General features: G+C 71.7%; 11 protein-coding genes. 9 read left to right on the forward strand and 2 right to left on the reverse strand.

Going from position 1 to position 14,101, the window contains the following annotated elements:
* Positions 1 to 10 precede the first annotated feature (10 nt).
* Entirely contained in the window at positions 11 to 748 is a 738-nt protein-coding gene (locus tag ACIQMV_RS04715; protein ID WP_402591131.1) for a hypothetical protein, read from the reverse strand.
* Between the two features lie 227 nt (positions 749 to 975).
* Here ACIQMV_RS04715 and ACIQMV_RS04720 point away from each other — a divergent pair, with 227 nt between their 5' ends.
* The 3 genes from ACIQMV_RS04720 to hutH all read left to right on the forward strand — a co-directional run bounded on the left by ACIQMV_RS04720 (position 976) and on the right by hutH (position 5,258).
* Positions 976 to 1,770 carry an enoyl-CoA hydratase/isomerase family protein gene (locus ACIQMV_RS04720; protein ID WP_141359011.1) on the forward strand — a complete coding sequence of 265 codons (795 nt, stop codon included), beginning with the start codon at positions 976 to 978 and terminating at the stop codon, positions 1,768 to 1,770.
* Positions 1,771 to 2,461: 691 nt separating this feature from the next.
* Positions 2,462 to 3,613: a diguanylate cyclase domain-containing protein gene (locus ACIQMV_RS04725; protein ID WP_402591134.1), complete on the forward strand. Its 1,152-nt coding sequence runs from the start codon at positions 2,462 to 2,464 to the stop codon at positions 3,611 to 3,613.
* A gap of 106 nt (positions 3,614 to 3,719) precedes the next feature.
* Positions 3,720 to 5,258, forward strand: coding sequence for a histidine ammonia-lyase (gene hutH, locus ACIQMV_RS04730; protein ID WP_402591915.1), 1,539 nt, complete (start codon positions 3,720 to 3,722; stop codon positions 5,256 to 5,258).
* A 42-nt stretch (positions 5,259 to 5,300) separates the two neighbouring features.
* Here the strand turns inward: hutH and ACIQMV_RS04735 are convergent, their stop codons facing one another.
* On the reverse strand, positions 5,301 to 5,636 hold the full coding sequence (locus ACIQMV_RS04735) for an LAETG motif-containing sortase-dependent surface protein (RefSeq protein ID WP_401773182.1): 336 nt from the start codon (positions 5,634 to 5,636) through the stop codon (positions 5,301 to 5,303).
* Positions 5,637 to 5,745: 109 nt separating this feature from the next.
* Between ACIQMV_RS04735 and ACIQMV_RS04740 the strand changes: the two genes are divergently transcribed.
* From ACIQMV_RS04740 to ACIQMV_RS04765, 6 genes are all read left to right on the forward strand, one after another.
* The gene (locus ACIQMV_RS04740; protein ID WP_253266073.1) at positions 5,746 to 6,165 is read left to right on the forward strand and encodes a hypothetical protein; all 420 of its coding nucleotides are present in this window, start codon (positions 5,746 to 5,748) and stop codon (positions 6,163 to 6,165) included.
* Between the two features lie 221 nt (positions 6,166 to 6,386).
* Positions 6,387 to 7,631, forward strand: coding sequence for an Ig-like domain-containing protein (locus tag ACIQMV_RS04745; protein ID WP_402591137.1), 1,245 nt, complete (start codon positions 6,387 to 6,389; stop codon positions 7,629 to 7,631).
* 112 nt (positions 7,632 to 7,743) lie between these two features.
* Positions 7,744 to 9,195 (forward strand): ABC transporter permease, encoded by a 1,452-nt coding sequence (locus ACIQMV_RS04750; protein WP_402591139.1) that lies wholly within the window; start codon positions 7,744 to 7,746, stop codon positions 9,193 to 9,195.
* Positions 9,196 to 9,265: 70 nt separating this feature from the next.
* A complete protein-coding gene (locus ACIQMV_RS04755; protein WP_225078904.1) occupies positions 9,266 to 9,949 on the forward strand; it encodes an ABC transporter ATP-binding protein in 684 nt (227 codons plus the stop codon).
* Positions 9,950 to 10,174: 225 nt separating this feature from the next.
* The gene (locus ACIQMV_RS04760) at positions 10,175 to 13,408 is read left to right on the forward strand and encodes a S8 family peptidase (RefSeq protein ID WP_402591916.1); all 3,234 of its coding nucleotides are present in this window, start codon (positions 10,175 to 10,177) and stop codon (positions 13,406 to 13,408) included.
* Positions 13,409 to 13,571: 163 nt separating this feature from the next.
* On the forward strand, positions 13,572 to 14,084 hold the full coding sequence (locus tag ACIQMV_RS04765) for a hypothetical protein (RefSeq protein ID WP_402591141.1): 513 nt from the start codon (positions 13,572 to 13,574) through the stop codon (positions 14,082 to 14,084).
* Positions 14,085 to 14,101 lie beyond the last annotated feature (17 nt).

The following is a 14,101-nucleotide window of genomic DNA, read 5'->3' on the forward strand; positions in this document are numbered from 1 at the left end:
GCGGCCCGGATCAGCGGCCGGAACCGGCCTCGACGCCGACGCACAGCCCGATGATCGGCAGGCACAGGCCGCCCCCGCCGGAGGGCGGCGCCGGGGGCTGCGTGCTCCGGCTCGGGACCGGTGTGGGGCGCGGGGCCGGTGCCGTGCCGGCGGGCGGCCGTGGTGCCTCGGTGGGCTCCGGATGCTCCGGATGCTCCGGCGGGTCAGTGTCCTCGGGGAGCGCCGCCGTGGGAACGGTCGTGGTCTGCGGGAGCGCCGAGGGTTCCGCGGTGGCCGCCGCCGCGGACGGGGACGCCATCGGTACGGCGCTTCCGTCCGGGACCGGTGCGGTGCTCACCCCGTCCAGGGCGACGGTCGCCGGGGGCGCGGTCGCCGGACCGGACCCGGTCGTGGCGGAGGCGCCGGCGGGGGTTCCGGCGGAGCGGTCCGAGCCGTGGTCCGGGGCCGCGTGGGGTTCGGCCTCCGCGGCGCGCAGGCCGCCCGGCCCGGACTCGGGCGTCAGCCGTACGAGGCTCAGCACACCGGCGGCCACCGCGAGCCCTCCGGCGGCCAGCAGCGCCTTGCGGGGCCGGCGCCTGCGGTGCCGTCCGCGGGCACGGGGGCCCCAGGGCCGCGTCCATGTGCCGGTGGTCTCCTCCGCCGTGGCGTCGGCGCCTATGCCGGTGCTGTCGGCATGATCGCCGTTGTCGTTCTTCTTGCCGTCGTTCTTGTCGCCGTCCTGCCGGACTGTGGCTGTGTGCGTCGTCATCGCCGTCCTCCCCGATGCGCTCGCGCCCCCCGATGCGCCATGGCGGACGCACGTTATGCGCTCTCATAGGGATTCGGTGGGGGTTCGCCGGGGATGTCACTCGAACGGGGTGCCGGGTCTCGACAACGGGGCCGCGCCTGTGCACCGTCCGCCCTTTCCCCGGTGCGGGCCCTGCTGCGATGATCGGGGCTGGTTTCTTGTTAACCCGCGTTAACCAGGAGGGTGTCATGAGTGAGGAGCGGTTCGGCGAGTTCGTGCTGGTGCGGCGGCACGACTACGTCGCGGAGCTCGTCCTGGACCGGCCCAAGGCGATGAACGCCGTGTCCACGGACATGGCCCGGTCGATCGCCGGGGCGTGTGCGGCGCTCGCCGCCGACCCGGACGCGCGTGTGGTCGTCCTGACGTCCTCGCACGAGCGGGCGTTCTGCGTCGGGGCCGACCTGAAGGAGCGCAACTCCTTCAGCGACGCCGACCTGGTGCGCCAGCGCCCGGTCGCGCGCGCGGCGTACACCGGCGTACTGGAGCTGCCGATGCCGACGATCGCCGCGGTGCACGGGTTCGCGCTCGGCGGGGGCTTCGAGCTGGCCCTGTCCTGCGACGTGATCGTGGCCGACCGTACGGCCGTGGTGGGGCTGCCCGAGGTCTCGGTGGGGGTGATCCCCGGTGGCGGCGGTACGCAGCTGCTGCCCCGGCGGGTGGGCGCCGCGCGGGCGGCCGAGCTGATCTTCACGGCGCGTCGGCTGGAGGCGCCGGAGGCGGCCGGGCTGGGTCTCGTGGACCGCCTGGTGGACGAGGGCCGGGACCGCGAGGAGGCCCTGGAGCTGGCCTCCCGGATGGCGGCGAACTCGCCGGTCGGACTGCGCGCCGCCAAGCGTGCCCTGCGACTCGGACACGGCCTCGACCTGCGGGCCGGCCTGGAGGTCGAAGACGCGGCCTGGCGCTCGGTCGCCTTCTCCGCGGACCGCGCGGAGGGAGTGGCAGCCTTCAACGAAAAGCGTCCCCCGCACTGGCCGGGAGAGTAGCCACCCCCTCGCGAGGCCCGCACCCCACGCCGTCCGGAGAAGGCGGGAGCCACCGCCGAGCGCGGACGGCCCGCGGCCCCACGTCCGTCGTTCGCCGTGGCTGCCGGTCCGTGCGACTGCCGTGCCGGCGGGGTTGCGGCTGCCCGGCGCTGTGGTCGGCGGGTGGTGGTGGTGCGGGCCGAGCCGGGGGGCAGCAGTCCCCGCGACTGTCGGCAACCGTGCCGCGCGCCGGCTGGAGGAGGCGCGCGCCGCCACTGGGCCCGGATGGCCCGCGGCCCCGCGCCTGCCGTCCGCCGCGACCGCCGGTCCACGGCGCGGCTCCGCGCCTGCCGTCCGCTGTGACCGCCGGGCCACGTGGCCACCGCGCTCGGCGAGCCGCTCGGCGAGCCACACCTGACCGAGGAGGGGCGCCGTGTCTCGCGCGTCCGGGGGCGCGTGAGCCCGTGTCGGGTCCTGCGGGCCGGGGGGGGCCTCTTACCTGGGGGCGCGGGCCCGTGTCGGGTCCCTTTGGCCCGGGGGCGCGGGCCCGTGTCGGGTCCCCTTTGACCCGGGGGTGTGGGCCCGTGTCGGGTCCCTCTGGCTCAGGGGCGCGGGCCCGTGTGGGGTTGCGGTGACCTGCGGGAGCTGTTTGCGGCGCACTGGCGGGTGGGCCAATGTCTCGATTCATCTGAAACATCCCTAGCCTGGGGTGATGGGCGAGAACAGGCGTCTGGCGGACGTCGTGGCGTTGGCGCAGGGGATGGCCGCGGCACAGACCTCGCGTGAGTCGTGGCGGGCGGCGGCGCTCGGTGCGTGCCGGGCGCTGGAGGGGAGCTTCGCCGCGCTCTCGACGTGGGAGCGCGAGCACGGCCGGCTGCGGGTCCTGGTGAACGTGGGGGACCGGGCACCGGAAGAGGAGGAGTTCCCGGAGAACGAGGCCTACCCGGTGCACCAGTTCCCGGAGATCACCGAGTTCCTGCACGAGCGGTGGGCCTCGGGCGGTGAACCCGACGCCTGGGTGGAGACCGCCGACGGCGCGGCCGCGGGCCACCCCGGCTACAGCCATCAGCGTGTCGCCGCGCTGCGCAGGCGCGGGCGCGGCTGCTGCGTGGTCGCGCCGATCGTGCAGCACGGACGTGCCTGGGGAGAGCTCTACGTCGCCCGTCCGGTCGGCACCCCCCTCTTCGGCCGCTCCGACGCCGACTTCGCCACCGTGCTGGCCGCCGTGGTCGCCGCCGGGCTCGCTCAGAGCGAGCGGCTGGAGGAGGCCCGCAGGCTGGCGTTCACGGACGCGCTGACCGGGCTCGCCAACCGCCGTGCCGTCGACGTGATGCTCGACGAGGCGATCGAGCGCCACCGCGCGGACGGCGTCGTCGTCAGTCTCGTCGTCTGCGACCTCAACGGGCTCAAACAGGTCAACGACACCCTCGGCCACGCCGTCGGCGACCGGCTCCTCGAACGGTTCGGCTCCGTGCTGTCGCTGTGCGGCGCGATGGTGCCCGGCGCCCTCGTGGCACGGCTCGGCGGCGACGAGTTCTGCCTGGTCGCGGTGGGCCCCTCGGCCGACGACGTGATCAAGGCGGCCGACGAGCTGTGCCGGCGCGCGGCCGAGCTGGAGCTGGGCCAGGGTGTCGCCTGCGGGGTGGCCTCGACCGAGCACGCGATCCGGCCGGTACCGTCGGCCCGGCGGCTGTTCCGGCTCGCCGATGCCGCCCAGTACCGGGCGAAGGCGCTGCGCGCCGACCGGCCCGTGGTCGCCGGCCGTGAGGGCGCGCAGGACCCGGTCGTCCGTCTCGTCGACGCGCCCCCGCCCGTGCCGGAGGCCCCCGTGGAGCGGCGCCGCTTCCGCGGCCGCAGGCCCTGAGTGGCGCCGGGTGTTCAGGCGTGTTCGGGCCGCGAGTTGTAAGAGTCACTCCCGGCATCCACTAGTGACATCTTCGCATTCACTGCGTACGCTCCTGAATATGGATATGCATACTGTGGTGGTGGGGACGTCGGGGGTCACCGCGTCCGACGTTCTCGCCGTGGCGCGCGGCGGCGCCCGTATCGAGCTCTCCGACGAGGCGGTGGCGGCCCTCACGGCGGCCCGGGAGATCGTGGACGCGCTGGCGGCCAAGCCCGAGCCCGTCTACGGCGTCAGCACCGGCTTCGGCGCCCTGGCGACCCGGCACATCAGCCAGGAGCTGCGCACCCAGCTCCAGCGCAACATCGTCCGCTCGCACGCCGCCGGCATGGGCCCGCGGGTCGAGCGCGAGGTCGTGCGGGCGCTGATGTTCCTGCGGCTGAAGACCGTGTGTTCCGGGCGCACCGGCGTACGCCCCGAGGTCGCGCAGACCATGGCCGACGTGCTCAACGCCGGCATCACCCCGGTCGTGCACGAGTACGGCTCCCTCGGCTGCTCCGGCGACCTCGCCCCGCTGTCCCACTGCGCCCTCACGCTCATGGGCGAGGGCGACGCGGAGGGCCCCGACGGCGCCGTACGCCCCGCCGCCGAGCTGCTCGCCGAGCACGGCATCCGGCCCGTCGAACTGCGGGAGAAGGAGGGCCTGGCCCTCCTCAACGGCACCGACGGCATGCTCGGCATGCTGATCATGGCCCTCGCCGACCTCGACACCCTGTACAAGTCCGCCGACATCACCGCCGCCCTCAGCCTGGAGGCGCTGCTCGGCACGGACAAGGTCCTCGCCCCCGAGCTGCACGCCATCCGCCCGCACCCGGGACAGGGCGCCTCCGCCGCCAACATGCTGGCCGTGCTCAAGGGCTCCGGCCTCACCGGGCACCACCAGGGCGACGCGCCCCGCGTCCAGGACGCCTACTCCGTGCGGTGCGCCCCGCAGGTCGCCGGCGCCGGCCGGGACACCCTCGCGTACGCCCGGCTGGTCGCCGAGCGGGAACTCGCCTCCGCCGTGGACAACCCCGTCGTCCTGCCCGACGGCCGGGTCGAGTCCAACGGCAACTTCCACGGCGCCCCGGTCGCCTACGTGCTGGACTTCCTCGCCATCGCCGCCGCCGACCTCGGCTCGATCGCCGAGCGCCGTACCGACCGGCTGCTCGACAAGAACCGCAGCCACGGCCTGCCGCCGTTCCTCGCCGACGACGCCGGCGTCGACTCGGGCCTGATGATCGCCCAGTACACGCAGGCCGCGCTGGTCAGCGAGATGAAGCGGCTCGCCGTACCGGCGTCCGCCGACTCCATCCCGTCCTCCGCCATGCAGGAGGACCACGTCTCCATGGGCTGGTCGGCGGCGCGCAAGCTGCGCACGGCCGTCGGCAACCTGAACCGGATCATCGCGATCGAGCTGTACGCCGCCGCGCGCGCCGTTCAGCTGCGCGAGGGCCTGACCCCGGCTCCGGCGAGCCGGGCGGTCATCGACGCGGCCCGCGAGGCGGGGGTGGAGGGACCGGGCCCGGACCGCTTCCTCGCGCCCGACCTCGCCGCCGCGGACGCCTTCGTGGGGGACGGCCGGCTCGTCGCGGCGGCCGAGACCGTCACCGGCCCGCTCCAGTAGGACGGCGGGCCGGGGTCCAAGTCGGGGGAGCGCCGGGCGGGTTCAGAAGCCGAGGCGCTCCCGGCGCACGGAGTAGACCACGAAACCGGCGCCCAGTATGAGGAGCGCGGTGCCGCCGACGACGTACGGAGTGGTGTCGATGCTTCCGGTGTCGGCGAGTTCGGTCCCGCTCCCGGTGGAGGCGTCCTCCTGGGCGCCGGACGTCTCCACCGCCGAGGCGGGCCGCCCCTGTTCCGTGACGTGGGCGGTCGGCGCCGCCGGGTCCGCCCCTCTCGCCGGAGTGCCCACCGACGCGTCCGCGGAGGGGACGAACCACAGGGCGCCCAGCAGGGTGCCCGCGGCGGTGGCGGTCAGCAACGTACGGCGAGCGGATGACACGGAATATCGATCCCCTTGTGGCGCTGGTGAATTGGCCGTGTGGGGCGATGTTAGTGAACGTCGCGGGTCACAGGAAAGTCACGGGAGGTTTGAGCCGTACCCTCCGACCATGAGTACTCCAGAGACTTCACGTTTTGTCCGCCTCAGTGTCGAGCTCGTCCTCGAGATCGAGGACGAGGGCGCCGTCATCGGGGCGGCCCGCAGCCGGATCGCCGAGCACATCGAGGACGGCGAGTTGGACCCCGCGGAGCGGGCGCACGCCGAGGGCGCTGTGACGGAAGACACCGCCGAGGCCCTGGCGTACCTGGTTGATCCGTTCGACCTGGTCGGCGAGGTGCCGGGGGTGGAACTCCAGCAGGCCTCCTGGTCGAGCGAACCCATCGCGTACGACCCGGATTCGCCCGACTGGGAGTTCGGCGAGGATGATGTCGATGAGGAAGCCGAGGAAGTCGAGGAAAACGGGGAAGACGACGAGGACGAAGAGGGCGGGGACGACGAGAAGGCGGGCGGCGCCGGACATTCCGGCTGACGTCGTCCGGATCACATCGGCGACCCCGGCCGCAACCGACGTCCGGGGTTTCGTCGTCTCACGCAACGCGCAGGCCGGGCCGCGTACCGTCCGCTACGGCGGACGTGGCAAGTCCCACATCTCCACGACGTGGGAAATGGGACGAAACGGTCGTAGCGTTGAGGACTCGCGACGGGGGCCTCGAGGGGTTTTGGGACTCGCCAACGATGGAGAAGCGTGTGATGACGAACAGTAAGCGGCGCAAGCGCCTGACGGCCGCGTCCGCACTGCTCGGCGGTGTACTGGTGCTCACGGCCTGTTCCGGCAACAACGACGCGGCCGGCGGCGGTGGCGACACCTCGCAGGCCAAGGCCGACGAGGCCGCGGCCCAGGAGGCGTCGGAGGCCCAGATCAAGATCACACCAGCGGACGGCTCCGACAACGCCTCGATCAACAACTCCGCTGCCGTGGTCGTGGCCAAGGGCACGCTGACGAAGGTCGCCATGACGACGGCCGACGGTACGGCCGTCGAGGGGCAGATATCGGCCGACAAGAAGAGCTGGAAGCCCGACGCCCAGCTCCAGCGCGCCACCACCTACAAGGTCGCCGCGAGCGCCACCGACGCCAAGGGCCGGGCCGCTCACGAGAACGCGTCCTTCACCACGGTCGCCCCGGCGCACAGCTTCATCGGCTCCTTCAATCCGGACAACGGCACCACCGTCGGCGTCGGCATGCCCGTCTCGATCAACTTCGACAAGGCGATCACCAACAAGGCGGCCGTCCAGAAGGGCATCACCGTCACCTCCTCCAGCGGCCAGGAGGTCGCCTGCCACTGGTTCGGCGTGCAGCGCATGGACTGCCGTCCCGAGCAGTACTGGCAGGAGAACTCCACCGTCACGCTGAAGCTCGACCTCGACGGCGTCGAGGGCGCCCAGGGCGTCTACGGCGTCCAGCAGAAGACGGTCACCTTCAACATCGGCCGCAACCAGGTCTCCTACGTCGACGCGAAGACCAAGCAGATGAAGGTCACGCAGAACGGCAAGGTCGTCAAGACCATCCCGATCTCCGCGGGGTCGCCCGACAACAAGACGTACGAAGGCCAGATGGTGATCTCCGAGAAGTTCAAGGAGACCCGGATGAACGGCGCGACGGTCGGTTTCACCGACGACGACGGCAAGGGCGAGTACGACATCAAGGACGTGCCGCACGCCATGCGCCTGACCAACTCCGGCACCTTCATACACGGCAACTACTGGGGCGGGCCGGGCGTCTTCGGCAACGTCAACACCAGCCACGGCTGTGTCGGCCTGCAGGACAAGAAGGGCGCGAACGACCCGAACACTCCGGGCTCGTGGTTCTTCGACAACTCGATGGTCGGTGACGTCGTCATCGTCCAGAACACCGGCGACAAGACCGTCGCCCCGGACAACGGCCTCAACGGCTGGAACATGAGCTGGGCGCAGTGGAAGGCCGATTCGGCCGTCTGACGACCGCTCACCCGTGAAGACCGGTGCCGCCCCTCGGGGCCGCACCGGTCTTCTCATTCTCCTCTCATGACGGCCTCAAGACCTCATCAGGCGGCGCCCCTACCGTCGGCGCATGTTCTTCACCTACCTGAGGCGCGAGCTGCGCCGCCGTCGAAAGGCGGCTCTCGTCGTCGCCTCCGGCCTCGCGCTGGGCATCGCGCTGGTCATCGTGGTCAACTCCGTGTCCAACGGCATGGGCGCGGCGCAGGAGAAGGTCCTGCAGTCGCTGTACGGGCTGGGCACCGACATGACCGTCACCAAGGCGGCCACGCCGCCCTCCGGCGACTCCGAGCGCCCGCGCTTCCGGTTCGACGCCAAGGACAACGGTTCCGGGGACACCCAGAGCAGTGACCGGGTCATGGTGCAGGGCTTCACCACCCTGTCCGCCTCCACGGTCACCAAGGTGGCGGACCAGAAGGGCGTCTCCTCCGCGGTCGGCGGGCTCAGCCTCAACGTGGTGAAGGTCAACGGCCAGTTCACCCGCGGCCAGTTCCAGCAGGGCGAAAGCGGCCGGACGGGCGGCGGCCCCGGCTCCCAGCCGCAGGGCCGGGTCCAGGGCGGCGGCGCCGACTTCGACGTCAACCAGTACACGGTCTACGGCACCGACGTCACCAAGCCGGAGCTCGGCCCGCTGACCTCCTCGGAGATCACCAGCGGCCGTACCTTCAAGACCACCGAGACGGACGCGAAGGTCGTCGTCGCCGACTCCGCGTACGCCAAGGAGAAGAAGCTCAAGGTCGGCGGCACCGTCACCATCAAGGGCGTCAAGTACGAGGTGATCGGCATCGCCACGGCCAGCAGCGGGGACGCGGCGGCCAACCTCTACATCCCGCTGAAGCAGGCGCAGACCCTCAGCGACAACAAGGACAAGGTCACCACGATCTACGTCAAGGCGACCGACTCCCAGCAGATCGACGCCGTCAAGAGCGCCGTCCAGAAGAACGTCTCGGGAACCACGGTCACCACCTCCGCCGACCTGGCCAAGACCGTCTCCGGTTCGCTGTCCACCGCCTCCAGCCTGGCCACCAACGTCGGCAAGTGGCTGTCCATCGCGGTGCTCGTGGCCGCGTTCCTGGTCGCGGGCCTGCTCACCTCCTCCGCCGTCTCCCGGCGGGTGCGCGAGTTCGGCACCCTCAAGGCGCTGGGCTGGAAGTCGGGCCGGGTGACCCGGCAGGTGGTCGGCGAGGCCGTCGTCAACGGCCTGGTCGGTGGCATCTTCGGCATCGCGCTCGGCCTGGCGGGCGCGTACGCGGTGACCGCGATCAGCCCGACGCTGCAGGCGGAGCTCGGCAGTTCGGGCGGCGGCGGAGGCGGCTTCGGCGGCGGCTTCGGCGGCGGGGGTCTCGGCGGACCCGGCCGGCAGGCCGCGAAGTCCCTGGAGGTCGCGCTCACCGCGCCGGTCAGCCTCACCACCATCGTCCTCGCGGTCGGCCTCGCCGTGGCCGGCGGCCTGATCGCGGGCGCGTTCGGCGGCTGGCGGGCCTCCCGGCTGCGCCCGGCCGACGCCCTGCGGCGCGTCGAGTAGCGCGCAGCCCGCCGCGACCCAGTGGGCCGTCGGCCCCACTTCTCCCCGCATCCCAGGAGCTGTTTCCCCCATGTACGAACTCACCGGCGTCACCAAGCACTACACCCGGGGCAAGGAGGTCGTCCGTGCCCTCGACCAGGTCGACCTGACCATCGGCGACGGCGACCGCCTGGTCATCCAGGGCCCCACCGGCGGCGGCAAGTCGACGCTGCTGCAGATGCTGGGCGGCCTGGACCGGCCCACTTCCGGCCAGGTCGTCCTCGACGGCACCGACCTGGCGAAGCTGCCCGAGGCCCGGCTCACCCGGGTGCGCAGCGAGAGCATCGGCTTCGTCTTCCAGTCCTTCAACCTGATCCCGACCCTGACCGCGCAGGAGAACGTCGAGACCGCCCTCGTCCCGCTCGGCATCAAGACCGCCGAACGGCGCGAACGGGCCGCCGAGGCACTGCAGTCGGTCGGGCTCGGCGAGCGGCTCGGACACCTGCCGTCCGAGATGTCCGGCGGCCAGCAGCAGCGCGTCGCCATCGCCCGCGCCCTGGTCAAGCAGCCGAAGGTGCTGCTCGCCGACGAACCCACCGGCAACCTCGACGAGTCCATGCGCGACGAGATCATGGACGTGCTCGAACGCATGTGGAAGGAGCACGGGCTGACGTTCGTCATGGTCACCCACGACTCCGCCATCGCGAGGAAGGCCCCGCGCCTGGCGACCATCCGCAAGGGCCGCATCACCGTCAAGGAGAACGCGGGCGCCTGAGCGGGAGCCCTAACCGCACCCTGGTATTGAGCGGTTGATCACCCCCCGGCATACTTCGTTTTCCGGGGGGTGGGGGTATAGCGCACTTGTGCGAGCCTTCCCCCGGCCGAGTGGACAGGGAATCCGCTCGGCACTCTGTTTCCAGGGGGAGTCTTGCGCAGACAAGTGAAAAGAGCGTGCGTGGCCACGGTCGCCGCGGCGGCGGCCGTCGCCCTCGCCGCGGGTATGACCAGCCCCGCCTCGGCGGGGTCCGAGCAGCGCCCGGCCCATGCCGCCGGGCCCACGGCCCAACGCACCGTCACTCTCATCACCGGCGACCGGGTCACCGTGGACGCCAAGGGGCGCGTGGTCGGCCTGCACCGGGCCGAGGGCCGCGAGCAGATACCCGTGCAGGTCCGCCGCACGGGCGGACACACCCTCGTCGTACCGGCCGACGCGTCCCGTCTCATCGCCTCCGGCAAGCTGGACCAACGACTGTTCGACATCACCGAGTTGAACAAGGCCGCCACCCGCAGGTCGCTCAAGAACGGCCTGAAGGTCATTGTCGGCTACCAGGGCGCCGCCACCACCGCCCGGGCCGACGTCCGCGAGGCCGGCACCCTGCGCCGCGCCCTGAAGGCGCTGAACGCCGACGCGGTGCAGACGCCCCTCAAGGACACGCCCGGGCTGTGGAAGGCGCTCACCAAGGGGGACCGGACCAGCGCCGGCATCGCGCACATCTGGCTCGACGGCGTCCGCAAGGTCAGCCTCGACAAGTCCGTGCCGCAGATCGGCGCGCCGAAGGCCTGGCAGACCGGCTACACCGGCAAGGGCGTGAAGATCGCTGTCCTGGACACTGGCGTCGACGCCACCCACGCCGATCTGAAGTCCCAGGTGGTGGCGGCCAAGAACTTCTCCACCGCCCGCAGCACGACCGACCGCTTCGGCCACGGCACCCATGTCGCCTCCATCGCGGCGGGCACCGGCGCCCAGTCGGGCGGCAAGTACAAGGGTGTGGCGCCCGGCGCCAAGATCCTCAACGGCAAGGTCCTCGACGACGACGGCTACGGCGACGACTCCGGCATCCTCGCCGGTATGGAGTGGGCGGCCCAGCAGGGCGCCGACATCGTCAACCTCAGCCTCGGCGGCCCGGACACCCCCGGAGTCGACCCGCTGGAGGCGGAGGTCGACAAGCTCTCCGCCGAGAAGGGCATCCTCTTCGCGATCGCCGCCGGCAACGAGGGCCCCGAGTCGCTCGGTTCGCCCGGCAGCGCCGACTCCGCCCTCACTGTCGGCGCCGTCGACAAGAAGGACCGGTTCGCCGACTTCTCCTCCACCGGCCCGCGCCTGGGCGACGGCGCCATCAAGCCCGACGTCACCGCGCCGGGCGTGGCCATCACCGCCGCCGCGGCCAAGAACAGCCTGATCGGCCAGGAGGTCGGCGAGAACCCGGCCGGCTACCTGACCATCGACGGCACCTCGATGGCGACCCCGCACGTCGCCGGTGCCGCCGCGCTCCTCAAGCAGCAGCACCCCGACTGGGGTTACGCCGAACTGAAGGGCGCGCTGGCCGGCTCCGCCAAGGGCGGCCCGTACACCCCCTTCCAGCAGGGCGCCGGCCGTATCGCCGTCGACAGGGCGATCCAGCAGACCGTGATCGCCGACCCGGTGTCGGTGAGCTTCGGCGTCCAGGCCTGGCCGCACACCGACGACGAGCCGGTCACCAAACAGCTGACCTACCGCAACCTCGGTACCGAGGACGTCACGCTCAGCCTCGCCATGACGGCCACCGGCCCCAAGGGCCAGCCCGCCCCGGACGGATTCTTCACGCTCGGCGCGACCGAGGTGACGGTCCCGGCCGGCGACAAGGCCTCCGTCGACGTGACCGTGAACACCCGGCTGGGCGGCACTCTGGACGGCGCGTACTCGGCGTACGTGACGGCGACCGGCGGCGGGCAGACCGTCCGTACGGCCGCGGCCGTGCAGCGCGAGGTCGAGTCGTACGACGTCACCGTCAAGCACATCGGCCGGGACGGGAAGCCCGCCGCCGGCTACGACACGGTCCTGTTCGGCTACACCGGCCTCGGCGCGGACCGCGCCTACCAGGTGCCCGCGGGATCCGGCACGTCGACCGTGCGTGTGCCCAAGGGCACCTACCTGCTGGACGCCTGGATCGCGAAGGACTTCACCACCTTCAAGGGCGGCCTGGACTGGCTGGTCCAGCCGAAGCTGACCGTCACCGGGAACGTCACGGTGACGGCCGACGCCCGGAACGCCAAGAAGGCCGACATCACCGTGCCGGACAAGACCGCACGGCAGCACATCGGGACGATCGGCTACGTCTACGACCCGGCGATGATCGGTCTCTCGATGACCGTCGGCTCCTGGTCCGAGCTGCGGACCGGTTCCATCGGCGGCGACGTCACCGGGCTCAGCCAGTCCTGGAGCGGCCAGTGGACCAAGGGCGCGAAGGCCGAATACGACGTGGCGACCGCCGCGACGGTCAAGCGGTTCCAGGGCGGAAAGGTCCGCCACTACGCCGCGCGTGAGCTCGCCACGGTGAAGAACAACGTGGGCGCGGGCGCCTCCGGCAAGACCGGCGCCGTCACGCCACAGGGCGTGCTCTCCGACAGCGTCGCCATCACGGACAGCATCGAGCAGAAGCTGCCGGGTACGCGGACGCTGTACCTGTCGACCGGCAACGGCATCATGTGGTCCCTGTTCATGGAGCAGTTCGGCGGCCACGACGAGAAGGGCATGCCTCTCACCGAGGCGCTGTACGTGCCCGACGGCATGAAGACCTACAAGGGCGGCAAGACCTACACCAACACCTTCAACAGGGCGGTGTTCGGTCCCCACCTGAGCCGGAACTACGGCGTCTTCCGCTACGGGAACGAGCTCTACGGCGCCCTGCCGCTGTTCTCCGACTCCCAGGCGCACTGGGGCCTCTCGACGTTCACCTCGGCGAACACGACCCTGTACCGCAACGGCAAGAAGGTCGCCTCCCACAAGGACCCGCTGTTCGGGGACCAGTCCTTCACCGTGACCGCCGGTGACGCCCAGTACCGGCTGACCACCTCGGTCAAGCGCAGCGCCAAGGTCGCGAACGCCTCCACCCGCGTCGACGCGAGCTGGACGTTCCGTTCCAAGAAGCCGTCCGGTCGGACGGAGGTCCAGCTGCCGGCCTCCACGCTCCGCTTCAAGGCCGGCACCGGCCTGGACAACCGTGTCCCGGCGGGCAGGAAGGCCACCTTCCCGGTCACCGTGGAGGGCGCCGCCGCGGGCAAGAACCTCAAGTCGCTGACCGTCTGGGTGTCGTACAACAGCGGCAAGACCTGGAAGAAGGTCACCGTCAAGAAGGGCAAGATCACCGTCAAGAACCCGGCGAAGGGGAAGGCCATCTCCTACAAGGCCAAGATCACGGACAAGAAGGGCAACGTGTCCACGGTCTCGATCTACGGTGCGTACTACGGCAAGTGAGCCGGTGGTCGACGGCGCTTGACGGCCTGACGGGCCTGACGGCCTGACGGCCCATGGCGAACGAGCGGCCCGCCGGAAGCATGGCTTCCGGCGGGCCGTTCCCGTGCTCGGGACCGGGTTCATCACGCCCTCGCCGGGTCGGGGTTGACTTAGGGTCGTGGCCATGACAGCCGAAGTGAGCGCGATGATCACCGCCGTCGTCGGCGTCCTCGGTACGCTCTTCGCGCCCGTGCTCAGCCAGCGGCTGAGCGCACGCGGGCGCGCGGAGGAGGCCGAGGCGGCGGAACGCGGACGGCGGTTCGAGGAACGCCGCGACGCGTACACGGCGATGAACCGGGCCTCGCGCCAGTTCCACACACTCCTCAAGGACGCACTGCACCGCATCCGCGACGGCGTGTACACGGAGCAGGACCGCGAGCAACTGGAGGAGGTGCGGCGCGACCACCGCGACCGCTATGCCGAGGCCCAGATGGTGGTGCCCGAGCGGATCCTGAGCGCCTCGCGGGCGGTGAACGAGGTCCTGGCGGGCGTCGACGCCGCGGCCAAGCGTCTCGACCGGGGCCTGGCCGGGGAGGACGAGAGCGCGGAGCAGGCCCTGCTCGATCTGAAGGAGGCCGAACCGCGCCTGTCGGCGATGCGCCGGATGATGCGGGAGGACCTGGGCGTGCGGGACTGAGGCGAGAGGCACTGGGC

The organism is Streptomyces sp. NPDC091412, assembly GCF_044756885.1.
Lineage (GTDB): Bacteria > Actinomycetota > Actinomycetes > Streptomycetales > Streptomycetaceae > Streptomyces.

Coding starts and splice junctions, on each gene's coding strand:
- ACIQMV_RS04745 (WP_402591137.1), top strand. CDS start 6,387: ATGACGAACAGTAAGCGGCGCAAGCGCCTGACGGCCGCGTCCGCACTG.
- ACIQMV_RS04755 (WP_225078904.1), top strand. CDS start 9,266: ATGTACGAACTCACCGGCGTCACCAAGCACTACACCCGGGGCAAGGAG.
- ACIQMV_RS04725 (WP_402591134.1), top strand. CDS start 2,462: ATGGGCGAGAACAGGCGTCTGGCGGACGTCGTGGCGTTGGCGCAGGGG.
- ACIQMV_RS04740 (WP_253266073.1), top strand. CDS start 5,746: ATGAGTACTCCAGAGACTTCACGTTTTGTCCGCCTCAGTGTCGAGCTC.
- ACIQMV_RS04760 (WP_402591916.1), top strand. CDS start 10,175: ATGACCAGCCCCGCCTCGGCGGGGTCCGAGCAGCGCCCGGCCCATGCC.
- ACIQMV_RS04720 (WP_141359011.1), top strand. CDS start 976: ATGAGTGAGGAGCGGTTCGGCGAGTTCGTGCTGGTGCGGCGGCACGAC.
- ACIQMV_RS04765 (WP_402591141.1), top strand. CDS start 13,572: ATGACAGCCGAAGTGAGCGCGATGATCACCGCCGTCGTCGGCGTCCTC.
- ACIQMV_RS04715 (WP_402591131.1), bottom strand. CDS start 748: ATGACGACGCACACAGCCACAGTCCGGCAGGACGGCGACAAGAACGAC.
- hutH (WP_402591915.1), top strand. CDS start 3,720: ATGCATACTGTGGTGGTGGGGACGTCGGGGGTCACCGCGTCCGACGTT.
- ACIQMV_RS04750 (WP_402591139.1), top strand. CDS start 7,744: ATGTTCTTCACCTACCTGAGGCGCGAGCTGCGCCGCCGTCGAAAGGCG.